This is a genomic window from Methanosarcina sp. Kolksee, assembly GCF_000969945.1.
GTDB classification, from domain to species: Archaea; Halobacteriota; Methanosarcinia; order Methanosarcinales; family Methanosarcinaceae; genus Methanosarcina; species Methanosarcina vacuolata.
Genome location: NZ_CP009524.1, coordinates 1,205,863 through 1,230,854 on the forward strand (window position 1 = coordinate 1,205,863; position 24,992 = coordinate 1,230,854).

The following is a 24,992-nucleotide window of genomic DNA, read 5'->3' on the forward strand; positions in this document are numbered from 1 at the left end:
ACCCCATTGGATTGTTTTTCGTCTTAGGCGATTACTTAGTCACCCAACTACGTTTAGTCCTTCTTCTCGCTGATGACCATTCTTTCAATGGAGATCTTTGCCTTCTTGAAGGTGATCTTAATTCCACCAGCCTTACCAGCAGGCATCATTGGCATTGAAGCCATTGCAGGCATCTGGAATCCGGCTGCAGGCATCATCATTGGAGCGGCTGCAACAGCGACTTCCTCTTCTTCTTCCTCTTCCTCTTCTTCCTCTTCTTCCTCTTCTGCAGCTGCCCAGCTAGCAACTACCGGGTGGTTCTTCTCCTGCAGGAAAGCCTTCAAGGAATCAATGTCAGTTGCATCGTTCTCAGTTGCGATCTTATCTTTGATGTCTTCTGGAATAGTTTCGGCAATCTTTTCCTTGAGCATGGATGGGAGCCAGACAACTCTGTTCCAGCCACCATCAGCCTGGATAAACTTGGGGGAATAGAAGTAGGCGACACCGATACCGAGGAAACCTACGATCTGCTTTCCACCGCCTGTCTGACCTGCCATAGAGGAGAAACCAAGACCGTTAGGGGCCATTCCCTGGTATTCTCTGCTAACCCAGCCAATACCGTCAACCTCAGGGATGTAGAATCCGACAACTTCAAAGCAGCCACAGGAGGTGTGTGGGGAGTCGAAGAAGGAGTGGAGTTTAATCTTGCTAAATTCGCCACTTGAAAGCTTTACAGCAATGTCATTGACACCGGAGTATTCCCCGGTATTGGAATCGAGGAGTTCACCCTTCTCGATTGCAAACTGAGGTCCTTCTGGGTCTACCTTTGCTGCTGCACGGCCGTCGAACCAGTTGATTGCACCACAAAGAGAGACTCTGTCAGGGGAAACTACACAGACGTTGGTTGGAGCAAAAGCCTGACAGAGGGTACATCCATAGAAAACGTCAACATCTTCGTCATGGAGGTTCTTTGTCCTGGCATCTCTTATCTTGAAAATTTCCTTTGCTTCTACCAGCTTTTTCTCAACTTCAGCCTGGTCGGTGTAGAAGGTCACCTGCATCTTCTCAATAAAGGGAAGCTCGGTCTTGAAGAGCATCATGACAGCTTTTCCGAAAGAATCAAGGGAGTCCATCTTTGCAGCTGTATCCTTGGAGATTCTCATCCATACATCATATCTCTGGTTCAGGTGCATAATGCCCTGGCAGTAGTTGATGAAATCGTGGATACGCCTCTCGATGACAGATTCAAGGTCAGCCTCTATGAGTTCTCCACCGATGTTGAAGACCATTGCCCAGGGGTAGGTTTTACCCTCTTCCATTTCCTTGAGATCAGGGCCGATAATCGTAACTTTGTCATCTTCGATCTCGTCCATGGGTTTTGCACGGACAAGTTCCAGACCCAGGGACTTTGGGCCACCTAGTTCAACAAACATTCCTTCCTTTCTTACTCTTTCTCCTTCAAACATTGGGGAAATCTCAAATGGGAATTCTGCCATTATATTTCGCCTCCTAAATTAAACTTATAAAAGGTCAATTACCTCATCCAGTGCTGCGATGTGATCTGCTTTGCTAAGGTTTCCAAAGGACATCGTTGCATTCTGGATATAGCTCTTGTCTATCGAAATTGCTTTTACATCACTGAAGTTTTTAGTTGCTGACAATACCTGGTTGATGTAGTACTTCTTGTGGCCCAGGAGTATGATTGTGTCATAGTTACCATTGCCATCAAGTCCTGGCCAGTTAGGATCTGTCAGATAGAAGCCAAGCGCGTGCAGGTTGATGTACTTGGCATTGACACCCTTGTCCACAAAACCAATCATTGAGCTACCGGTTGCTGCAATCGGGATGTTCTTTGCTTTTGAGATCTTCACTGCACGGTCCAGAACCTCGGGGTCGAGAACTCCGGTTCCAACTACAAAAAGTGGCCTCTTAGCCTTTGAAATAAGCTTGGCGGCTATTTCTGTGCTTATAGCTTTTGAGGTCTTTACACCGTAGGTGGTAAACAGTTTTGTATTCTTGGTAGTGTCAACCATCTTCAGGCCTCCTTGCAAAGTCTCTTAAGGTTAGTTGGCTGTGAAGAGACATCGAACTTAATTGCCGGACCGGAAATGATCTTCTTCTTCTTCCAGTCGATTTCCCAACCGCGTTCGGATTCAAGCATCTTCAGGAGCATTTCACGCTTGGCGAGTGGGAGATCAGCTTCGTTCCTGACAAACTTCCACCAGTCATCGGGTAGCACACCAAGATACTTTTCACTGATTTCCAGCCAGTGGGTCAACTTGATGGATCTGCCCATGTTATTGTCAGATACACGGATACAGTTCTTTGCCAGCATTACACAGGCTTCCTGCCAGGTTTCTGCAGTGGTAATCAGGAACTCTGGAGATGGCGGGATTGCCATTTTGGAACCGTTTCTGCTGTCGTAAAGTTCCCATTTGCTGTCGTCGTAGGTCTTTGCGATCAGAGCTCTCCTGTATTTACCGCTGTGGGGACCAAGTACTGCAGGAATACCATACATGTTACACCCGGTACCGATAGCTGCTGCCTTCTGTGAGTAAGCACCCCATGCAAGCCCGACTGCACCGACACGGTTGATTGCGTAGTCAGCAATCTCGGCAAGGTTGCCTGAAAGGTTCCTGCTTGCAAAGATTGCAGCGACCTTGTGGACTGTACCCGATATGTGGGCATTCGAGACGCATGATCCGGTGTTAAGGATGTTACCTTTTTCGAATCTACCTGGGTATCTCTCGTACAGAGTCTTGCCGTCAGCATCCTTGTACATACCGATATCCATTGCAGAACATCCTGAAACTGCAACGATGTAGTTCCTGTTAAGGAATTCTTCTGCGATGCTGTATACGTCTTTGGAGCCTGCAGGATAGTTGGCACATCCGATAATTGCGATGACACCCGGGGTGGTACCCATAACCAGATTCAGGCCTTCTGCCCTGATTTCTGGATCGCTTACCTGACCTCTTCCTGCTCTTACAAAGCCTTTCTCTTCGGCAATGGCCTTCTGGGCAGCCTTCTCGATCAAGCTCAGAATGGGGATTTCCTTGTTACAAACCTGCTCGCACCTGCGACAGCCTACACAAAGGTCATGCAGCTCTTCCAGAGCAGAGTAGTCTTCTCCCTTAGCCACTGCAATTGCTGCAGGGATTCCAAGCTCTTCTGGACATGCCAGTGCACATTCTCCGCATTCCACACACTTGGAAACAAGGGCTTTCATTTCGTCGTCTGTAGGGATGGCTGAGAGCCCTTCGGCTTCGCGAATCGGGGCCATCTTCAGAGCGACCTTGGGCACAAGTTCTCCCAGTTTCTCGTAGTCCAGCATTACACAGCCAGGAATCTTGCCAGTTACCAGGTCTTCTACGATTGCATCCACATCATCATTGGTCCTGTCATCCAGGCCGTACATGATCTTTTCATTGGATGCGATGATCGGGATCTTAAGCTTCTGTCCTTCCATGACGAGGTCAGCTCTTACGCACTGTTCGTCAAGAACGATTACATCAGGAATTCCGGAGCGTACGATCTTCAGTTCCTTTGAAATGGTACCGACAATCTTTGCATAGGGGGCTTTCCGGTCTTCTCTCTTGTACCTGGTCATGTCGAATGCAGTACAGCAGAGACCTCCGATTTCCATCTTGTCAGTCAGACCATTGTCTTCCATGTAGTCCATGATGTAGGTGACACCGGCAACGTTGTGCCCAATGGCAATGATGACTGGCTTGGAAGCATCAATTGTTCCCATACCTACTTCAACAAGAGGAGCCTCAGGATCGGATTTCGGGAAACCGAGTGCAGTAACCTGAGCAATATCGGAAACTTCCATACCTACGTGGTCAAGAACTCCAGCAAACATTGCCTTGTTATCATAGTCAATTGCTGCTGCTTCCTGTCCTGCGTGTACAGTTGCAAGTAACTGGCCTACCTCTTCTTCAACATATTCCATTATTGGTTTGAGTTCGCCGAGGGTCTTCGGCTGCCGACCTGTGACAAGCTGAATATTGGGGGCAATAACATTCGAAGCGCCCATGTTAATCGGCATATCTCCCCCGAAGAGGTCAACAATGTGATTAAGCAGGTGGCGGCCGTGGGCACTGTGACATGCACAACCAGTTAGGCAGCGCAGGAAGAACTCTCTTGCAGCCTGACCTTTCATATCAATACCACAGGCACCTCTCTTGTTTCCTTCCAGGTTACACGGTCCAAAGGTACAGTAGCAACACTGGTCACACATGGGGGTGTAGACCGGCTCGTAGCGGTCAAACAGTGTAAAACTCCAGTCCCTTAATGTGGCGATTGTGGGGAAGGGGGTCGGACCCATCGGGCCAAGTTCTTCTTCTGCTCCTTTTACTTCTTTGGCAACCTCCTTTGCTGCCCCTACAATATTATTGATAGTGATCTGAACGGATTCCAGATCTTCTATAGAAAAACTCCCGGTAGTTAGTTTGCTCATTTGAGCTTTACCTCCTAAATTTGTATAAAGTCGACTTCACCAAGACGATTGCAATTTCTAATTTTTCGGCATATTTGTAATTATCAAACACTCCTTGCCGTCTGCTTAAAGTTACAACCGTGTAAGTAAATGCGCTTCTGGTAAAATGCTATTAGCTACTTTTTTTCAAATAGCAAATATTTCACCAGCGTTTTTTCAGCTAAAGTCGTTTTTAGAGGAAATATTTCCACATAAAAGTCGTTTTTAGGGCTTAACCGCTCTTCAAATCCATTTTTACGCCCTTTATCTCAAAAAAACCGTTTTTGCCAACGATTGAGACCTAAATGATAAGCAGAGGTCGCTACCGATGGATAATAAACACTAATTAAATGTCTTAACGTACCAAATCTATATAATATTTTCTAATTTGTAACACGCATTTCGAGATGGGTAAAGTGGGAATGTTCAAAATCAGTTGACTTTGTGAGTTTATTTTAACTATGTATTCAAAAAAGAAGTTAGTGTCTTTAGACATGGGTTTTTTAGAAAAAACCATTATAACCCTGGTGTTTTATCTCTTTGTGCTATTACTTGTTAACAATTATACTTTTTCCTCATATTTACAACAAGTGATTATGTAAATATTTGTTATCAAATGAGGTAATAATCCTTAGCCAAAACTTATCCTTACGGGAGATATAAATATGAATAAATGTTTTCAATTTTATAAATGTTTGTTGAATAATTAAATCGAAAAATATTTATAGGTTTAGCATTGCCATACTGCTTTACACAGTAAACGCCGTAAACTATTTTTGTATTTTCACAGGCAACATGTAAATATAATATCTATATTAAGATATTAATTTGTTTATTTTTTCATTAAAATATTATATAATCAGATAAAATATAACATAAATTCATTCTCTAATAAGCTACTCTTGAATAGGTTATTCTTGAACATAATGAGAACAACTTTTAAGAAATTGATTTTGAGTTTCCCACGAGCTTTAGCCTCCGATTTATTTCATCTAAAGTTTGGACGAGGAAAAATTGGCTTAGGAATGATTCAAATATAATATCAAAGGTTTTTGTTGCCGAAAATGATTATTTGGGAAAATAGAACTATAGGTCAACTCCCAGACTCAAAAGATGAAGTCAGATTTTTATCATTCCTTAGTTAATAGACCTCTGAAAAACGGAATTTTAAATAAGGTGAACGTCTAAGCCATAGTATTCGAAAATTTACTGGCTTACACATAAAGCAATTAAGCAGACACTCAATTAATTCATGAGCAGTTCTACGAATAAGGAGTCAGTTCTAAATTAAGAGTTTTAAAATGATATAAAATATGTATCCCTCTTCAAATTCAATGGAGAATTTTCCAACTTGAGAAATACACAGTAATTTTATCATCTAGTTGTAAAGTTAATACATCTCTTGGTATTGTTTTTCAGACCTGGTTAAATTCTTAAATTTTCAGCAAATACATGAAATTTACTTTTACCCATACGATTTGGAGAGGATACTAAAATATCAATTACCAGGTCAAAAACGATATTGCCGATATCATTCTAAGCTGAGATTCTTTATCTGAGATACAGGTGAAATACTCTAATAATACTCTAGATACTCTAAATACTCGATACTCTAAATACTCTAATGATACTCTAATCGCCTCAAATTCTATAATTGCTTCAAATTTAAGGTGTGATGAGATTAAATGAGAATAATTAGAATATAAACCGGAGATAATTAGAATACAAACCGGAGAATGATTAGGATATAAACCGGGGAATATAGAATATAAACCAGATAATTATTAGAATACAAACCGGAAATTGATTAGAATATAAACCGGAGATAATTAGAGTACAAACCGGAGAATGATTAGAATATAAACCTGAGATTGATTAGAATATAAACCTGAGATTGATTAGAATATAAACCTGAGATTGATTAGAATATAAACCTGAGATTGATTAGAATATAAACCTGAGATTGATTAGAATATAAACCGGGGAATATAGAATATAAACCGGAGAATAATTAGAATATAAACCGGAGAGTAATTGGAAATATGTTTGACCTTAATGCAGCTTACACCCCTGGAGGCGGAACAGGTGGCAAGTAAAGATTCTGTTTTCGCAAGCCCTTCAATGGTAATCATTGCCCTGTGCACGCTTTCATTCTTCCTGGAAATGATTCCGGGCATAGGTGATGTTTATTATAGCATTTTTTATTTTGACCCCATTTATCTTGTAACAAGGCCCTGGACGCTTGTTACATACATGTTTCTGCACAATGGTTTATTCCATCTTTTATTCAATATGCTCGTCCTGTACTTCTTCGGAACTGCACTTGAGCGGCGGATAGGGAACAGACAGCTTCTGGCAATTTTTTTCACCGCCGGAGTTCTATCGGCAATAGGGTATACGTTTTTAAGCCAGCCAATATTCAATATCTCGCCTGGTCCAATGGTTGGCGCAAGCGGAGCAATCTACGGGGTCTTTGCAGCCCTTACAATACTTGAGCCTGATATTCGTGTTTATGTCTACTTTGTCCCGATGAAGCTAAAACATGCCCTGGTGCTTTTTGCTCTGTTTGATTTTCTGATGGTAAACTCATCTGACATGATAGCCCATACAGCTCACCTTAGCGGTCTCTTTGTCGGTCTTTATATGGGCTTCCGAATAAAGAAAATCGAGGAAAATTTAAGACCGGGATATATCGGCAGGTGGTGACTCTGGAAGGAAATGACCTTCTGGAGGGCACATACTACTATCCAAAACCCGATCCAGGAGAGAAAATTCCTATCCTGATTTTAAATTTCAGGAGACTATTTGCAGCATGGTCTCCGGATTTTAAAAAGACCCTATACTTTGAAAAAAAACCCGAGAATGAAAACCTCAAAAGGGTGAGGGAAATTAATCTTCTCCATGTCTATGACTGGCTTGCGGGCAGAGAAGGAATGATAGAACTTACTGACCCGGAGTTTGAGCAGTTTATGGAAGTTTATGAGGCTTTTCTGGAAAGGCTTGGAGAAATCCAGTACCTCAGGCGTAAAAAAGGAAGAAGAGCGGAAAACATCTTTGAACTCAAAGAATCTCCATACGTTATTCGAGAAGTAAAAAAGGGACCCTTTTCCGACAATTTATAAATAAAATTACTACGTTTTATAGATCTACGATTTTATAGATCTACGATTTTATAGATCTACAATGTTACAGATCTACGATGTTACAGATCTACGATGTTATAGATTTACGATGTTATAGATCTACATATTATAGATCAGGATTTTTGTTTTGCCGGAGTTTCTTCCTTCCTGTTCGCAGGAAGATTCTCAGGGTTTTCAATCCAATCGTTCATAGAAGGATAGAGTTGCAAACGTTGATTGCCTTAATATGCAAATGTTTTACTACAGAAAAGCAGATATAAGGTATCATCGGATTGAATGCAAAATTGTAGTATCAAGATATAAATCTTAGAAATTCGGAACTTTAAACCTCAAATACTGATCGCGGAAGCATAAACTCTGTACCGGCAGATTGGAGGGCTGCTGGTAGTGTAGCTTCCCCCAGAGTTAGTGCTGTATTGCATATGGCGCAAACAAATAAGGTACAGGTTCCGTGAACTGTAAGATCACAGAGGACATTGATAATGAAACCTGTAAAAAGCGGAATCGACTCAATATCAAAATATCTCCGCTCGAAAAAAGAAGTTGGCAGGCGGAAAATAGGGCTTTTAGTGGATGGTCCAAATATTCTCAGGAAAGAATTTGATGTAAATCTTGAGGAGATAAGGGACGTCCTGAAAGATTATGGAAATATCAAAATTGGGCGCGTTTTCCTTAACCAGTACGCCTCTGACAAGCTTGTGGAAGCTATCGAAAATCATGGACTTGAACCTATAATTTGTTCGAGCGATGTTGATGTGCGCCTCGCGGTAGAGGGCATGGAGCTAGTATATAATCCTAACATTGATACTCTTGCAATCGTTACAAGGGATGCGGACTTCAAGCCGCTTTTGAACAAAGCAAATGAGCACGGCAAAGAAACTATTATTTTTGGAGTCGAGCCCGGTTTTTCCACAGCACTAAAGAATTCGGCGGACTATGTTATTCTTATGAAGAAAGACAGAATGAGCAGTTATGATGAGTCCGATGGAATAGGACCAGGTGAAGGAAAAATTGATACATCGGAATATCAGGACAGTATGTATGAAGAATCCATAGAAAAGACCTGATTTATGCCTGTCCTTTTTTGATATTCCTTTCTCACTTTTTTAAGAGTAGTTAACCTCTACGCCAAGGATTTCTTTCTCTCCTGCAAAAACATCCCGTGCGATCTCGGCACAGCCTATTGCAGCATGCCACTTTCCAAGGCACTGACATTCTTGCCCCAGATGTGCATGGATTTTTTTCTGCACATATTCGAATTCGCCTACGGACCCTGCAAGAAAAACCTCTCCGATTGTTCCATAGTCCTTAAGAAGAAGCTGCATTGACGCAATTTCCATGGCTGCAAACAGCGAAATAGTATCAAGGGCCAGGAGGGCAGGCCTTTCTTCTTTTTCGGCTGCAAGGAAGAGTTCTTCCCGATCTTTATATGGAGTCATTTTCAGAGCTCCGGCTTCCATAAAAGCCTGGTTGGCGGTAAAGTGCCCGTAATCCACGTCCCTGATAGCTTGCAGGTCAAGGGGCCCGTGATGAACACCCGGGGCAAATATGCAAGCATCGATTGCCCCAATTACCTTTCTATCGGCAACGGCAAGAGTAACAGTGTTTGAACTTATATCGGAAACCACGAAGTTATTATAACCAAGGCACAGGATATGGTAAGCAATTCCCAGTTTTTCGGGACTTGTAAGATGGGAAAACACCTTCATTCTGGAATCGACTTTGCTCTCCGTATGAAGGCCAGGGATTGCTATTGCCGGGATTCCGGAGTTCCGAATGGCATCAAAAACTCTTGTGCCCCCTCCTGTCTTTTTTCCCGCCCCTTCAATACTCTTGAGCCCTCTTCCTTCAAGGTTTCTAACATCCTTAATTGTGGAAAAACCGTCTCCCATCGAGTACGTCAGTGCAATAAGGTCGATTGTCTCACGCCGAATTCCAAAATGCTCCTCAAGTGAGGTCAAAATCTCATTTTCGGACATGGCTGCTGCCTCAGCCCTCTCAAGCTCAAAGGTAAGGGTATTTTCCCCTTCGATGAGAGCAAAACGCATTGCAGTGGTGCCATGATCAATCCCTATAAAAGCCAATTACCTGTCTCTCCTTTAACGCCTCAGAAGGCAGTTTTCAAGATTTCATTCAGTTCATTCATAATTCTATCTCCCTCTTCAGCGGTCCCAACTGTTGTTACCAGTCTTATTTCCTGAAAACTTCTGCCTTCAGAGAGCAATAGCCTCAAGTTCCCTCTCGCATCCGCACGCAGTACTTTTCCAGTGAGGCTGCCTCCAGCAATGCCTTTTACGGAAATTACGGTTGGGATTACCTTTTTTACTTCAGGGTGCTGGCTCACAAGCTTTACAAGTTTTTTACCAGCCCTTCCCCCAATAATTGTTGTATGAGCTCCACCAAGCTTATTTTTTGAGGAACTTTGTGCATTTTCCTGTAATTTAATTTTATTTTCAGTCATTGTAGTCAAATCGGTAACCTGTTTCTCTGGCACCTTTTTCCTTTTCTTATTTATCGTTTTTATATTTATCACGTATATCTATTTATCTGGTCAGAATCTCAAAGAAGTGGTTCAGACTATAAACCTTCTTATCAAGGTTTTGTCCTGAAGCCAGAAGCTGTAAAAAGAAGATCTCCAGAATTCCAGGAACACAAATACTCCAGATTCTGGATAATTTCGTTTTTCTCTAAAAACGCTTTTTTTGTGAAAGTCCGTTTTTTCGTTAAAATCAGATCTTTTCAAGTTCCTTCATGCTTATGAGCTTGATGCCTTCTTCTTCAAGTGTTTGAATTGCCTTTTCAATGTCGTTGACCCTGACTATTAAAAGGGCTTTCTGATCCCTGGTGACAAAGGCATATGCATAGTCAATGTTGATCTTGACTTTTCCGAACACTTCTGCAATACGGGACATGCTGCCAGGGACATCATCCATTTCGATTCCCAGAACATTGGTTTCGGAAACGGTAAATCCTGCATCATGGAGTATGCTGTGAGCATAGTCGGACCTGTCCACAACCATGCGAATTATTCCGAAATCTCCGGACTCGGCAATGGTAAATGCCCTGATATTTATGCCGGCGCTTTTCAGTTTATTTGCGACGTTTGCAAGTCTGCCAGGTTTATTTTCCGCAAAAAGGGAAATCTGCTTTATAATTTTGTCATCCATTCCAGCACCCATGTCCTTATATTGCTTGTTCTTTGTCCTTATACTGTTTATTCATATTCTCTCTTACTATTTTTTATAGTCTTCTTACCAGAGTATAATATAAGTCTCTATGTCAAGTAACATCTCCATATCAAATATAATATAGTCTCTATGTATACTTTAAGCTTACATACAGTTTTTAAGCTTATAACCAGTTATAATCAATTCAGCAGTAAATCGCCTTATTTAGAGTCCTATTTAGAGTGTTATTTACTGATATTGTTCTTGTATATAATCTAAATCTTTTCTGTACTGGCTATTTTATTCTTCACTGGCTATTTTATATTATATCTGATAACTTTACTTTATTCTGGCTCAGCATGGTAACAGAAACTCGAGAGATTGTCCCCAGAAAAGTGAAACCTGCAGAATAGTAATATTTGCAGGTTTTGTTTTCGCTCTTTGAAGCTTTCAAATCTTTCTCTTGTCGATAACTTTCTTTGATTTTCCTTCAGAACGGGGCAGAGAGCCGTGCTCCACCAGTTCCACCTCGACTGCAAGATTCAGTACGCTTTTAAGTGCGCTCGAAATCTTCTTTTTAAGTGCCATCATGTCTGACATTTTATCACTAAAGGCAGACTCATGCATTTCGATCTGGACTTTCATGGAGTCAAGGGGTCCAATCCTGTCTACAATGATCATGAAATGGTTCCCTACTTCAGGAATCTTCATAAGGACCGATTCTACCTGTCCTGGGAACACATTGATTCCGCGCACGATAATCATATCATCCGAACGCCCACTGATGCGTGTAATCCTTGGATGGGTTCTTCCGCACACACAGGGCTCCGAAAGCTTTCGGGTAAGGTCCCGCACTCTGTAACGGATTAAAGGAAGAGCTTCTTTATTAAGAGTAGTGATTACGAGTTCCCCAATCTCGCCATCAGGAACAGGCTCACCTGTTTCGGGATTAATAATCTCAACAAGGAACTTGTCTGCCCATATATGAATTCCGCACTGTTCCGAGCATTCGGTAAAGAGAGGACCGCTCATTTCTGACGTCCCGTAAATATCAATAGCTTTAATCCCTGATTCGTCTTCTATACGTTTTTTGAGTTCTTCGGACCAGGGCTCGGCCCCGAAAAATCCCATTTTTAATTTAGTATCGTCCCTGATACTAATACCTTCTTTCCTTGCAGTCTCAATCATATAAAGGAAGTAAGAAGGCGTGCAGGCTATAGCAGTGACGTCAAGGTCTCTCATAAGCTCAAGCTGGCGCTCGGTGTTTCCGGAGCTTGTAGGAAGTACGGTTGCGCCCAGTTTTTCGCTTCCGTAATGAGCACCAAGCCCACCTGTAAAAAGTCCGTACCCGTAACTTACCTGAAGGATATCATTTTTTCCCATTCCAACAGAAGTAAATCCTCGTGCAAGGGACTCTGCCCACTCATCAATGTCATTCTGGGTATATCCTACGACTATTGGTTTGCCTGTTGTACCTGAAGAAGCGTGGAAACGGGCGAGTTTTGAGTTCGGGACGCAAAACATACCAGTTGGATAGGTATCTCTGAGATCCTGTTTAACTGTAAAAGGTAACTTCCTGATATCTTCAAGAGTTTTGATGTCTTCCGGCTTAACCCCGTGTTCATCAAACTTTTTTCTATAAAAAGGAGAGTTTTCATACACATAATGTACAAGTTGCTTCAACTTTTCTTCCTGCAGCTTATTCAAATCCACTACAGGCATTGTCTCTATCTCAGGATCCCAGTATTCTGGCATTTTTTCACACTCTGTATATCTTATATTCTGGGCTCTCGATATCAGGCCCAATAGATTCTAGCTTTTTTCCTGCATATCTCATTTCATGCCGCTTTAAGGTCATGTTTCAGTTCTCTGTAATTGCTTTTTTACTCCGATTGCTTTCTTACTACGGAGTTTATTATTTTCGAGTTTATTATTTTCAAAGGAGATATACTTCCGGCAAATATAATATGAAGATTAGCTGGAGTAATATGAAGTTTAAGCTAGATTCTCATATAAATAAGCTGTTAGGACGAAAAAAGATTTTATAAGTAAAACTAAAAGTTTTACCAGATGCAATTCCCTGATGCAATTCCCCGATGCAATTCCCCGATGCAATTACTCTATGCAGTTCCCCTCTGCAATTCCCAGATGCAATTCCAGATATAATTTCCAGATCAGTTATCGAACTCTGGTCATATGAAACAAAATAAGATCTTAATTATACTACGAATTAAGGGATTTTTGAAGTATATTCTGAAAAATGAATCCATTTTGGTTATATTCTAAAAAATGAACCTATTTTGGTTATATTCTGAAAAATGAACCCATTTTGGTTATATTCTAAAAAATGAACCTATTTTGGTTATATTCTGAAAAATGAACCTATTTTGGTTATATTCTGAAAAAGAAAACTTTGTTTTACTTTAAGAAATCACTCATTTTCAAACTCTTCGATATCATCTTCAAAAGAGATCTCTTTTGATGTTCCTCCAAGAGAAGCTTCAAGAATCTTCTTTGTTCTTTCCCTGCATTTATCCAGCACTTCTTTCATATCACCGATCACATCGATTCCGGCAGCTCCGGAATGTCCGCCGCCTGTACCGTTGTACTCGTTACTTATATCTTCCATTAGCTGGCCAAGGTTGACCCCGGCACTTACGGCGTCACGCTTTGCTCTTGCACTTATCCTGACGCTTTCACCTTTGGATGTGCCAACAAAAGCGACATCTGCACCGATATTAATGAGCATGGAAGATGCAGAACCTCCGAAAGAGCTGACATGGGAAGATGCTATCAACATATCCTGTACTCTATCGAGCTCGAGGCGGCTTGCGGCTTTCAGGATAGCTATGCGCATTGAAATATCCTGTGGGGTAGCAGCCATAAGATCCAGCACTTCCCCATACTCAACGCCGCTATCCTCTATAATTTTGGATACTACCCGGAACGTATCTGCCGATGCATGTTTGAAATGCCCGGTATCCGTTACGATTCCTGTGAGCATCCCGATTCCCACGCGCCGGTTAATAGGTGCTCCCATTGCTTTTAAGATATTGTAAACTATTTCTACGGTAGAGGTACTGTTCCTGTGCAGGTAGAATTCGGCATTTTCTGTCAGAGCAGTAGTTGTATGATGATCGATAACGCAATACCTGGTAAGTTCCAGGTCATTTAATTGTGCTTTTGTGGAGGTATCAACCACAACGACAAAACCGTAATCAGCCGGATTGGGTATATCAACAACCTCAATGCCAAGTCTCTCTATAAGCACAGCAGCTACACGGTTGCAGCCGTCCACAAGTCCGACAGTGCCTCCAATAGCTTCGGAAAGAGCAAAAGCACTGCTAACCGCGTCCGGATCTGCATTCCGGTGACACAAATACAAAATATTTCGATAGTCAAGGAGCCGGTTGAAAAACTCCGCTTCATTAACTTCCATTGTCCACTCTGGCTATCGTTTTTATAGATATTGATCTCCCTGGATTCAAGAATTTCGAGATTTCGGCATGGCTTATTTTATGAGTTTTGGCAAAGCTATAATTTATTTAATATTCCTTTATGCTGGAATAAAAAATAAAATTATTGTGCTCTGGCGCCTAAAGCCTGCTGAATCTGCTCTTGAAGCTGTTTAAAGCGAGATGTGAGCCTTTCTTCCTGCCTGGAAATGGACTGAAGCCTGAGTGAGAGTGTTTCTTCCCTGTCTTTCAATTTTGTAATGGACTCTTCCTTGCTCGTTTTTATTACTAACTCCCCTACATTGCGGTAGACTACTGCATCGTCAGTAAGTCTATCTAATTCGTCCAGAGCCATCTTTGACTCTTTTTGCATAGCTTCAATCTGTGATTTTTGCATAGCCAGAGCCTGTATCTGCTGCTGTATCTGCTGAAGCTGTGCTATCTGATTCTGAACTTGAGGAGGTAATTCTGCGGTCATATGATTTTCACCTGAGTCCTCAATAAACCTAAAGGGATTTTAATGTTTCTGTTACAGCTTTCGAAAAGTTTCCCTTCGCCATTGAAATTAATCTGGAGCCCTCCTGCCAGAAACTCAAATAACAGATTAATCCTAAATACCAAACAGTATAATATTTATTGATCTGAAGGATATCTGAGTATAAATGATCTGAAGGATATCTGAAGTATAAAATGATCTGAAAGTTATCTGAAGTATAAAATGATCTGAAGGATATCTGAGTATAAATGATCTGAAGGATATCTGAAGTATAAAATGATCTGAAGGTTATCTGAAGGATATCTGAAGTATAAATGGCTGGTTAATCTCCAACTCGATGGTCTAAAGAGAAAATTGCTTGAGAAGGAATAATTATAAAAGAACCGTTTATCAAAAAGAGACCATAAAAAACCATTTATCAAAGAGTTGTTGTAAAAAAACCATATAATAAAGGGGAATAATAAGAGGATAATTATAATTAACCTTATTAAATTATGATTGTTCTCATTAAGATCAATTTGAACTTTAAATTTATTGATATTCAGGAGATATTCAAAGATGGAAAAAGGCGGAAACCTTAGAGAGATTAAATCTCTGCTTGAAAAATTCACCAATGCACACGGGATCTCAGGCTTTGAGGATGATATTCGAGAACTCCTTGAAAAGGAACTTGAACCCTACGTTGATACCATGCGCAGAGACTGCATGGGAAACCTTATAGCCCTCAAAAAAGGAGAAGGCCCTTCCATAATGCTGGCTGCCCATATGGACGAAATCGGGCTTATGGTCAGGTATATTGACGATAATGGCTTCCTCAGGTTTGTCGGGATCGGGGGATGGTTTGACCAGACCCTTCTTAACCAGAGAGTTGTACTTCACGGCAAAAAAGGTTCAATTCCCGGAGTCATCGGGTCCAAGCCTCCTCACGTAATGAAAGAGGAGGACAGGAAAAAACCCGTGAAGCTGGACGATATGTTCATCGATATCGGAGCAAAAGACAGGGGAGATGCTGAGAATCTTGGAATTGAGATAGGCACGGCAGTTTCTATTGACCGGGACTTTGTGCCTCTGGCAAACGGAAAGATAACCTCAAAGGCCCTTGACAACCGTGCAGGCATCGTTATCCTTATTGAGGTTATGAAGCGGCTTTCCAAACATAAAATCGGAGCAAATGTCTATGCCGTAGGTACTGTCCAGGAAGAGGTAGGGTTAAAAGGTGCAAGAACCTCTGCCTTTGGGGTTTATCCGAACCTTGCGCTTGCCCTTGATACAACTATTCCTGGAGACCACCCGGGCATTACTAAAACCGATTCTTGCCTGGAAATCGGGAAAGGCCCTGTAATTACATTAGCCGATGCGTCCGGAAGAGGCCTTATAGCTCACCCGCAGATTATTAAGTGGCTTAAGGAAACTGCCACTGAAAATGAGATCCCTTACCAGCTCGGCGTTGGTTCGGGAGGCACAACAGATGCGACCTCAATACACCTTACAAAAGAAGGTATTCCTACAGGTACAGTCAGCATAGCCACTCGATACATCCATTCACCTGTTGAGGTCCTGGATATGGCGGATATTGACGCGTGCGTTTCACTTATTGTAAAAGCAATAGAAAACGTAGGTAAATATTTCTGAAGCCCTTTTGAAATAACTGCAATAGGTAATTTTACGCAAGAGTCGCATACACTTTGCTCTGTGTGTTGCGGGAAAAACTCTTGCAGCTTTGTTTTTCTGACTTTTTTTCCGTTTTTTTTCTGCATATAATCTGTGTTTGTCGGTGGCTCAGTCACCGGTATGAATATTTATTGTTTCAGCTTTCAAGGGGTGACTCGCTTAAGAGTGGAGCCTTAAAATGAAACGAAAAAAGTTAAAACTGTAATTAAACATATTTCATTAAATAATTCTAAAACGGTGCTATTAAGGGCTAAATAAAATTCTTATTGTGAAACTCCAGGCAAGCTACAGAGAACAGACTTCATATATCATTTAGATACAGAGAACAGACTTCATGTATCATTTAGATACAGAGAACAGACTTCATACAGCATTTAGATGCAGAGAACAGACTTCTCATATAACATTTTATATGTTCATCAATACCGGCAAAAAGGGAAAAGCTCTTGATCCTCGATAACAACCATACATAATTAAGCTAGTACAATTCCTGCATGTTCACATTTAACGATCCAATCAAGCGAATACGATTCTAGGTAACAATTGAATAATTCAAGGTTTGCGTAACATGGCTCTTAAAAAATCCGAACTTTACTCTTCTCTCTGGTCCAGTTGTGACGAACTGCGTGGCGGAATGGATGCCAGCCAGTACAAGGACTATGTACTCGTTCTGTTATTTATCAAATATGTCAGTGATAAATACGCCGGTGTGCCTTTTGCCCCTATCACCATCCCTGAAGGTGCAAGTTTCAAGGACATGGTCGCACTCAAAGGCAAACCAGATATCGGCGATCAGATCAACAAGAAAATAATTGGTCCCCTTGTCAATGAAAACAAGCTGTCTGATATGCCGGACTTCAACGACGCTACCAAGCTCGGCAGTGGTAAGGAACAGGTGGACAGGCTTACCAATCTCATTTCCATTTTCGAGAATCCTGCCCTTGATTTTTCGAAGAACCGCGCAGACGGTGACGATATCTTAGGCGACGCTTATGAATATCTGATGCGTCACTTCGCAACGGAAAGCGGCAAAAGTAAAGGACAATTCTACACTCCGGCCGAAGTCAGCAGGGTTATAGCAAAGATACTCGGTATCCGCCAGGCCAATACGACAAGTTCGACCACGGCCTATGATCCTACATGTGGTTCAGGTTCGTTGCTTTTGAAGGTCGCAGATGAAGCAAAAACCAAGATAACCCTGTACGGGCAGGAAAAAGACGCAGCTACATCCGGTCTTGCTCGCATGAACATGATCCTGCATGAGAATCCTGAGGCACTTATTGTGCAGGGCAACACCCTGACAAATCCCAGGTTCAAGGACGGCGAAACACTCAAGACTTTTGATTATGTTGTCGCCAATCCGCCTTTTAGTGACAAACGCTGGAGCACTGGCCTTGATCCAATGAAAGATCCCCATGAGCGTTTCAAGCCTTTTGGGGTTCCGCCTTCCAAGCAGGGAGATTACGCTTATCTGTTACATATCGTTCGTTCGCTAAAGATCACAGGAAAAGGAGCCTGCATCCTGCCGCACGGCGTGTTATTCCGTGGTAATTCCGAGGCCGATATCCGCCGTGCCCTCATACGCAGGGGTTACATTAAGGGAATTATCGGTCTTCCAGCCAACCTTTTCTACGGCACCGGCATCCCGGCCTGTATCGTTGTTATCGACAAGGAGGACGCACAAAACCGCAAAGGTATCTTTATGATTGATGCCAGTGCGGGTTTCATGAAGGATGGTCCCAAGAACCGTCTCCAAGCTCAGGATATCCGCAAGATTGTGGATGTTTTCAATAAGAAAGCTGAGGTCCCGAAATATTCGCGGATGGTCAGTTTTGAAGAGGTCGAGAAGAATGAGTTTAACCTCAACCTTCCGCGCTATATCGACAGCCAGCAGGCTGAGGACTTGCAGGATATTGAGGGACATTTGCATGGAGGCATTCCTTCTGCTGATGTGGATGCTCTCCAGCGGTACTGGGATGTCTGTCCACAGCTTCGGCAAGCCCTGTTCAAAGAAAATCGACCTGGATATCTGGACCTTGCTGTGGACAAGGCAGATATCAAATCCACAATCTACGAGCATCCAGAGTTTGTTGCTTTCACAGCCGGTATGAATGCGCATTTCGCTTCCTGGCGCACTAAGAGTTCTGCTCTGCTACGGCAGTTGCAGGCAGGCTGTCATCCAAAGGAAATTATAGCTGCGCTGGCAGAAGACCTGCTTGCTCACTATGAAGATAAGCCTCTCATCGATAAGTACGATATTTATCAACACCTGATGGATTACTGGGAGGAAACGATGCAGGACGACTGCTATCTCATAGCTGATGAGGGATGGAAGACTGAGACTTCTCGCATTATTGAGAAAGATAAGAAGGGAAGAGAGAAAGACAAGGGTTGGACCTGCGACCTTGTGCCAAAGCCGTTTATTGTGTCCCGTTACTTCGCCAGAGAGCAGGAAGCTATCGATAAACTCGCTTCTGAGCTGGAAAGCATCACTGCCAGCATGACAGAGCTGGAAGAGGAACAGGGCGGCGAAGAAGGCGCATTCTCCGAACTTGATAAGGTGAATAAGGCCAATGTCGCTGCACGCCTGAAGGATGTAAAAGGCGATACGGAAGCAAAGGACGAATCTGCTGTCCTCAATGACTGGCTGAAACTCGCCAATAAAGAAGCAGACCTGAAAAAACGTCTTAAGGAAGCCGAGTCCCTACTTGATTCAAAAGCCTGTTATTACTACCCCAGGCTGACCGAGGATGATGTCAAAACGCTGGTTGTGGAAGACAAATGGCTTTCTTCACTGGATACGGCTATCCACGGCGAGATGGACCGGATCAGCCAGTCTCTTACCCAGCGCGTGAAGGAGCTTGCCGAACGTTACGAAACCCCGATGCCGCAGATGAACGACCGCGTGGCTGAGCTGGAGGTAAAAGTGAACCGACATCTTGAGAGGATGGTGTTCAAATTATGAGCAGGAACAGGAGATTCCAGAAAGAAGGGGTCCAATCATGAAAAAGACCAGAAACACCAGCATTGACGTCAGGGGAACTGCGGTCTCTATCGTTTCCCAGGAAGATGCGGACTACATTTGCCTGACAGACATTGCCAGATATAAAAACCCGGATCATACCGATGACCTCATTCGCAACTGGCTCAGGAACCGAAACACTGTGGAATTTCTGGGGATATGGGAACAGCTCAATAACCCGGATTTTAAACCCGTCGAATTCGACGGGTTTAAAATGCAGGCAGATCTGTGGAATCCCAAACTCGAAAAGGAGGAACAGCAATGAGCGCGGAATGCAGCGCCGGGAATATTCCACCGGGATATAAACAGACAGAGGTGGGGGTGATTCCTGAGGATTGGGATACAGCAACACTCAGCCAGCATTGTTCTAAGCTAAACGTTGGGTTCGTCGGTGTGTGTGAACCTTACTATACTAGTGAAAGCAATGGAGTAATGCTGATAAGAACTGGCAATTTATATGGTCAAAAATTTAAATTTCAAGATTTGAAGTATGTTACTCACAGTTTTCATGAACTGAACAAAAAATCTCAAACGAGAAAGGGTGACATATTAATAGCCAGACATGGTAGTTCAGGAAGTGCTGTGCTTGTTCCCTCTAGTATAGAAGAAGCAAACACTCTCAATATTGTTATTATTCGTACAATTGCCAATGAACTCGATAATATCTTTGCACAATACGCAATAAATTCAGATGGGGTTAAGAAGCAAGTACTGGAGGTCACAGCTGGATCAACTCAAGGGGTCATAAACACTGGAGAAATAGCTAAACTAATAATTCCCAAACCCACAATCAATGAACAACATGCTATCGCTGAGGCTCTCTCCGATACGGATGCCCTTATCGAATCCCTTGAGCAGCTCATCGCTAAGAAACGACAGATCAAACAGGGCGCCATGCAGGAATTGCTGACTGGTAAGAGACGGCTGCCGGGGTTTAGTGGGGAGTGGAAAGTGAAGTTGCTTGATGACCTATTCGACTTCAGTGGTGGACTGTCAGCTTCTCGTGATCAGCTTTCCATGGAAGGATATTGCTATCTGCATTACGGAGACATTCACACATCGAAAAAAAACTTTATTGATGTTAGATCTGAACAACAGGACATACCAAAACTCAATATCTCTTTGAAAAAAGTGGCCTCTCCATCATTGCTTAATGATGGAGACGTTGTCTTTGTAGATGCTTCCGAAGACGACGAAGGCACGAGCAGACATATTGTAGTTTTCAATAAAGATAAAATCCCTTTCATTTCAGGCCTGCACACTATCGTTGCAAAGAGCAAGAAAAACGAATTGGATAAACAGTACCTACGGTACTGTTTTCAAACTGATGACGTAAAAAAACAGTTTTATTTCTTTGCTGTTGGAACCAAGGTTTCTGGGATTAGCAAGACGAACATCGTGAAAATCACGCTTCCGGTTCCTTCACTATCCGAACAAGCCGCCATCGCAGCTATCCTCTCTGACATGGACTCAGAAATTACCGCGCTGGAAGAAAAGCTTGCTAAGGCTCGCCAGATCAAGCAGGGTATGATGCAGGAACTGCTTACAGGGAGGATTAGATTAGTATGAACATTGGAAAACCCGAAAGAGCCACCCAGGACCGAATAATCTCTCTTTTTCATGATGAGCTTGGCTATCGCTACGTAGGCAACTGGATTGACCGGGACGGTAACAGCAACATCGAGGAAGGACTACTCAATGCCTACCTGACAAAAAGCGGCTACACCCCCACCCAGATAGGCGTTGCTCTCTACAAGCTGGACATTGAAGCGAACAACCACAACCGAAGCCTCTACGGCAACAATAAAGCTGTCTATAGTCTGTTGCGCTATGGCGTTCCTGTAAAGACTGAGGCTGGAAAGGTCACTGATAACGTCTACCTTATAAACTGGCAGGAGCCGGAGAAGAACGATTTTGCCATTGCCGAAGAAGTAACTCTCAGGGGTAACCGTGAACGTAGGCCTGACATTGTGCTCTATGTGAACGGCATCGCAATCGGTGTGCTTGAACTGAAAAACAGCCGCGTAACCATAGAAGACGGAATCTGCCAGAACCTGTCCAACCAGCGTCCAGAGTTCAACGAATGGTTCTTCAGCACCGTGCAGTTTATCTTTGCAGGCAACGATTCCGAAGGCTTAAAATATGGCGCTATCGGCACGCCTGAAAAGTACTTCCTTGAATGGAAAGAAGACGAAAAGGACAATAGCCGTTTCAAGCTCGATAAATACCTGCTCAAGATGTGTAATAAGGACCGACTTATAGAGCTGATGCATGACTTCGTGCTCTTTGACGGCGGCGTCAAGAAACTACCAAGGGTTCACCAGTATTTTGCTGTCAAGGCAGCACAGAAATATATTATGCAGCACAGGGGAGGTATTATCTGGCATACACAGGGCAGTGGCAAAAGTATTGTCATGGTGCTGCTTGCCAAGTGGATACTCGAAAACAATCCCAATGCCCGCGTGGTGGTAGTCACAGACCGCGACGAGCTGGACAAACAGATCAAAAGAATCTTCATTGATGCAGGAGAGGCTATCAAACGTACCACCAGCGGCCGCGAACTGATAAGCATGCTCGGCCAGGCCAAACCGCGTCTGCTCTGCTCTCTAGTTCACAAATTCGGCCGTAAAGGCGTTGACGATTTCGATGCGTTTATCAGAGATCTGGAATCCCAGCCAGGTAAAGCCGTAGGCGATATTTTTGTCTTCGTGGATGAGTGCCATCGCACTCAAAGCGGCAAATTGCACCGGGCTATGAAGGCGATCATGCCAAATGCTGTCTTTATCGGTTTCACAGGTACACCACTGCTCAAGAAGGATAAACAGACCAGCCTGGAAGTTTTCGGCGGCTACATCCATACCTACAAGTTTTGTGAGGCGGTAGAAGACAAAGTAGTGCTCGATCTAGTTTATGAATCACGCGACATCGATCAGCGCCTTGGCTCCGAGACAAAAATAGATGCATGGTTTGAGGCAAAAACCAGAGGACTTAACGACTGGCAGAAAGACGAACTCAAAAAGCATTGGGGCACCATGCAGAAAGTGCTCAGTTCACGCTCTCGCATGGATCAGGTGGTAACTGACATTATTTTTGATTTTGGCGTAAAAAAGCCTCGCCTGACCAGCGAACGCGGAAATGCTATTCTGGTAGCTTCAAGCATCTATGAAGCTTGCAAGTACTTCACCCTCTTCCAGAAGACACTTTTCAAAGGCAAATGTGCCGTGGTAACCTCCTACAATCCGCAGGCTCAGGACGTAACAAAAGAAGATACAGGCGCAAATACCGAAACAGAAAAAGAGTTCATCTACAACACCTACACCGAGCTGCTCAAAGATATAGAAACCAGGCCAGGAATGACAAAAACCGAGACCTATGAAGAGAAAGCAAAGGACCTGTTCACTAAAGAACCGGCGAACATGAAATTGCTTATCGTTGTGGATAAACTTCTCACAGGCTTTGATGCCCCTCCCTGTACATACCTCTACATAGACAAGTCAATGAAAGATCACGGCCTGTTTCAGGCAATCTGCCGCACTAACCGGCTGGACGGAGACGACAAAGAGTTCGGTTATATTGTGGACTACAAAGACCTTTTCAAGAATCTGGTCAATGATAAGGGGACCGGAGCGCTTCAGGTTTATTCCTCCGAGCTTGACTACAGCGCTGGCGGCGCTAGTCCGGAAGTGTTGATGCAGGACCGCCTGAAAAAAGGTAGGGAGCGCCTTGACAATGCTTTAGAGGCATTGGCTATACTCTGCGAGCCTGTTGAACCGCCGAAAGGAGAACTGGAGCACATTCACTACTTCTGTGGAAATACGGAAATCCCGACTGACCTCCAGGAACGCGAAACTCAACGTGCTGCTCTCTACAAAGCTACTGCTTCACTCGTTCGTTCCTATGCAAACATTTCCGACGAACTGGAAGCTGCAGGATATAGTAGCTCAGATATTTCTCGCATTAAACAGCTACTGGAATATTACCGGAATATCCGTGAGATCATCCGCAGGGCTAGCGGTGAAAGTCTTGATCTGAAAGCTTATGAAGCAGATATGCGCCATCTTATCGACACTTACATCGAGGCAGCCGAGCCCAGAAAGGTTTCATCCTTTGAAGATATGCCTCTTCTGGACTTGATCGTAAAAACGGGTATTGACAAAGCCATTGCAACTCAGCTTGATAGACTGAAGGGCAACAAAAACGCTGTTGCTGAGACTATCGAGAACAATGTCCGCAGCAAAATTATCAAGGAACAACTGAACGACCCGGCATATTACGAGAAGATGTCTGCCCTGCTGGAAGAAATTATAGCAGCCAGGAAGGCAAAAGCCATTGAATATGAGGAATACTTAAAACGGATTGCGGATCTGGTAAAGCAGGTGGAGGCAGGACATGAGGACGATATCGTCGATGTACTGAAGAAAAGCCCTGCTTTAAGAGCACTCTACAACAACCTGAAAGACTGCGGGAAAAAGTTAGAGGACCAGATAAAAGAAAACGACGAATACGGCGAATATATATTACCCAGCGATCCGACTCTTGACCTGGCACTGAGACTCGATGAAACAATAAAAAGGGTAAGGTCCGATGACTGGCGTGGTGTTGAACCACGTGAAAGGACTATAAAGCACGCCTTGTACGAGGTCCTGCATGACGAAGCAGAGGTTAACCGTATCTTCTTTATCATCAAGGCACAAAAGGAATACTGATGAATACCCAGATCGAACTTGGTGATATCACAGTAGACGTAGTTTTCAAGGATATCAAGAACATTCATCTGAGCGTGTATCCTCCAGCCGGTAGGGTAAAAATCTCTGCTCCTTTGCGAATGAATATTGATACAATTCGTGTTTTCGCCATTTCCAAATTAGGCTGGATCAAAAAGAAGCAGAAAAAATTCAGGAAACAGGAGCGTGAAACTCCCCGTGAGTACCTGGACCTTGAAAGCCATTATGTGTGGGGAAAACGCTATTTGCTTAAAGTTATCGAAGTTGATGAAGCACCTTCTGTCGAATTGAAACATAATAAGATGATATTGCGAGTGCGACCTGGAGCAGATGACAAAAAGAAGCAATCTGTTATTGATGCATGGTATCGTGAACAACTCAAAAAAGCTGTGCCACCGGTAATTGCCATGTGGGAACCACTATTGGGGGTGAAGGTAGAGCGGTTCTTTGTGCAAAGGATGAAAACAAAATGGGGAAGCTGCAACCACAAAGCACGTAATATTAGACTCAACACTGAACTTGCCAAGAAGCCAAAAGAATGTCTTGAATATACCATTGTACATGAAATGGCACATCTGCTGGAGCCAACACATAATTCTCGCTTTATAACGCTAATGGACCAGTTCATGCCAAAATGGCAGTTCTGCAAGGATAAACTGAACCAGTTACCGGTCAGCCATGAGGAATGGGCTTATTGATACAATTCCTTTGTACCCAATTACCAGTTTCTATGTATCCTTTTCAAATTTAATTCCTTATGACTTCTTTAAAGTCACATTCAAGTTGGTTCAATGACTTGCTTGCTTCATTTTTGTAAAATAAGGGCATTCTACAAGCCCTTCATTAATCAGTTAT

At 43.0% G+C, this 24,992-nt stretch carries 18 protein-coding genes; 9 read left to right on the forward strand and 9 right to left on the reverse strand.

The features are described 5' to 3' along the window. Positions 1-53 precede the first annotated feature (53 nt). The 3 genes from cdhC to cdhA are packed head-to-tail and all read right to left on the reverse strand — an operon-like array spanning position 54 to position 4,441. Positions 54-1,475, reverse strand: a complete 1,422-nt coding sequence (gene cdhC / locus MSKOL_RS05145; protein ID WP_048154115.1) for a CO dehydrogenase/CO-methylating acetyl-CoA synthase complex subunit beta — start codon at positions 1,473-1,475, stop codon at positions 54-56. Between the two features lie 24 nt (positions 1,476-1,499). Further along, positions 1,500-2,012 (reverse strand): CO dehydrogenase/acetyl-CoA synthase complex subunit epsilon, encoded by a 513-nt coding sequence (cdhB, locus tag MSKOL_RS05150; RefSeq protein ID WP_048154118.1) that lies wholly within the window; start codon positions 2,010-2,012, stop codon positions 1,500-1,502. Positions 2,013-2,014: 2 nt separating this feature from the next. Further along, positions 2,015-4,441, reverse strand: a complete 2,427-nt coding sequence (cdhA, locus tag MSKOL_RS05155) for a CO dehydrogenase/acetyl-CoA synthase complex subunit alpha (protein WP_048154123.1) — start codon at positions 4,439-4,441, stop codon at positions 2,015-2,017. 2,103 nt (positions 4,442-6,544) lie between these two features. On the opposite strand from cdhA, the gene MSKOL_RS05160 reads away from it, so the two are divergent. The 3 genes from MSKOL_RS05160 (at position 6,545) to MSKOL_RS05170 (ending at position 8,669) form a co-directional block, all read left to right on the forward strand. Further along, on the forward strand, positions 6,545-7,165 hold the full coding sequence (locus tag MSKOL_RS05160) for a rhomboid family intramembrane serine protease (RefSeq protein ID WP_156150972.1): 621 nt from the start codon (positions 6,545-6,547) through the stop codon (positions 7,163-7,165). Beyond that, complete coding sequence (locus MSKOL_RS05165) at positions 7,162-7,581, forward strand: hypothetical protein (RefSeq protein WP_231592457.1); 420 nt, start codon at positions 7,162-7,164, stop codon at positions 7,579-7,581. Before MSKOL_RS05160 ends, MSKOL_RS05165 begins: the two co-directional genes overlap by 4 nt. Positions 7,582-8,084: 503 nt before the next feature. Then, positions 8,085-8,669 (forward strand): TIGR00288 family NYN domain-containing protein, encoded by a 585-nt coding sequence (locus MSKOL_RS05170; protein ID WP_048118952.1) that lies wholly within the window; start codon positions 8,085-8,087, stop codon positions 8,667-8,669. A 39-nt stretch (positions 8,670-8,708) separates the two neighbouring features. Here MSKOL_RS05170 and MSKOL_RS05175 read toward each other — a convergent pair whose 3' ends face one another. The 6 genes from MSKOL_RS05175 to MSKOL_RS05200 form a co-directional block, all read right to left on the reverse strand. Beyond that, positions 8,709-9,686, reverse strand: a complete 978-nt coding sequence (locus MSKOL_RS05175) for a methanogenesis marker 12 protein (protein WP_048154125.1) — start codon at positions 9,684-9,686, stop codon at positions 8,709-8,711. A gap of 23 nt (positions 9,687-9,709) precedes the next feature. Beyond that, entirely contained in the window at positions 9,710-10,063 is a 354-nt protein-coding gene (locus MSKOL_RS05180; RefSeq protein WP_048158164.1) for a DUF2103 domain-containing protein, read from the reverse strand. Between the two features lie 268 nt (positions 10,064-10,331). Further along, positions 10,332-10,769, reverse strand: coding sequence for an ACT domain-containing protein (locus MSKOL_RS05185; RefSeq protein ID WP_048123724.1), 438 nt, complete (start codon positions 10,767-10,769; stop codon positions 10,332-10,334). Positions 10,770-11,219: 450 nt separating this feature from the next. Beyond that, entirely contained in the window at positions 11,220-12,524 is a 1,305-nt protein-coding gene (locus MSKOL_RS05190; RefSeq protein WP_048158165.1) for a phenylacetate--CoA ligase family protein, read from the reverse strand. Positions 12,525-13,200: 676 nt separating this feature from the next. Next, a complete protein-coding gene (locus MSKOL_RS05195) occupies positions 13,201-14,208 on the reverse strand; it encodes a bifunctional oligoribonuclease/PAP phosphatase NrnA (protein WP_048118957.1) in 1,008 nt (335 codons plus the stop codon). A gap of 140 nt (positions 14,209-14,348) precedes the next feature. Beyond that, entirely contained in the window at positions 14,349-14,702 is a 354-nt protein-coding gene (locus MSKOL_RS05200) for a prefoldin subunit beta (RefSeq protein ID WP_048118960.1), read from the reverse strand. 576 nt (positions 14,703-15,278) lie between these two features. On the opposite strand from MSKOL_RS05200, the gene MSKOL_RS05205 reads away from it, so the two are divergent. The 6 genes from MSKOL_RS05205 to MSKOL_RS05230 all read left to right on the forward strand — a co-directional run bounded on the left by MSKOL_RS05205 (position 15,279) and on the right by MSKOL_RS05230 (position 24,835). Further along, a complete protein-coding gene (locus tag MSKOL_RS05205; RefSeq protein WP_048154129.1) occupies positions 15,279-16,352 on the forward strand; it encodes a M42 family metallopeptidase in 1,074 nt (357 codons plus the stop codon). 607 nt (positions 16,353-16,959) lie between these two features. Next, positions 16,960-19,356 (forward strand): type I restriction-modification system subunit M, encoded by a 2,397-nt coding sequence (locus MSKOL_RS05210; RefSeq protein ID WP_048154132.1) that lies wholly within the window; start codon positions 16,960-16,962, stop codon positions 19,354-19,356. A gap of 37 nt (positions 19,357-19,393) precedes the next feature. After that, positions 19,394-19,678, forward strand: coding sequence for a KilA-N domain-containing protein (locus tag MSKOL_RS05215; protein WP_082091220.1), 285 nt, complete (start codon positions 19,394-19,396; stop codon positions 19,676-19,678). Then, entirely contained in the window at positions 19,675-20,982 is a 1,308-nt protein-coding gene (locus MSKOL_RS18670) for a restriction endonuclease subunit S (RefSeq protein WP_052725349.1), read from the forward strand. The genes MSKOL_RS05215 and MSKOL_RS18670 overlap by 4 nt, the downstream gene beginning before the upstream one ends. After that, positions 20,979-24,119 (forward strand): type I restriction endonuclease subunit R, encoded by a 3,141-nt coding sequence (locus tag MSKOL_RS05225; RefSeq protein ID WP_048154135.1) that lies wholly within the window; start codon positions 20,979-20,981, stop codon positions 24,117-24,119. The genes MSKOL_RS18670 and MSKOL_RS05225 overlap by 4 nt, the downstream gene beginning before the upstream one ends. Beyond that, the gene (locus MSKOL_RS05230) at positions 24,119-24,835 is read left to right on the forward strand and encodes a M48 family metallopeptidase (protein WP_048154138.1); all 717 of its coding nucleotides are present in this window, start codon (positions 24,119-24,121) and stop codon (positions 24,833-24,835) included. The genes MSKOL_RS05225 and MSKOL_RS05230 overlap by 1 nt, the downstream gene beginning before the upstream one ends. The last annotated feature ends 157 nt before the right edge of the window (positions 24,836-24,992 follow it).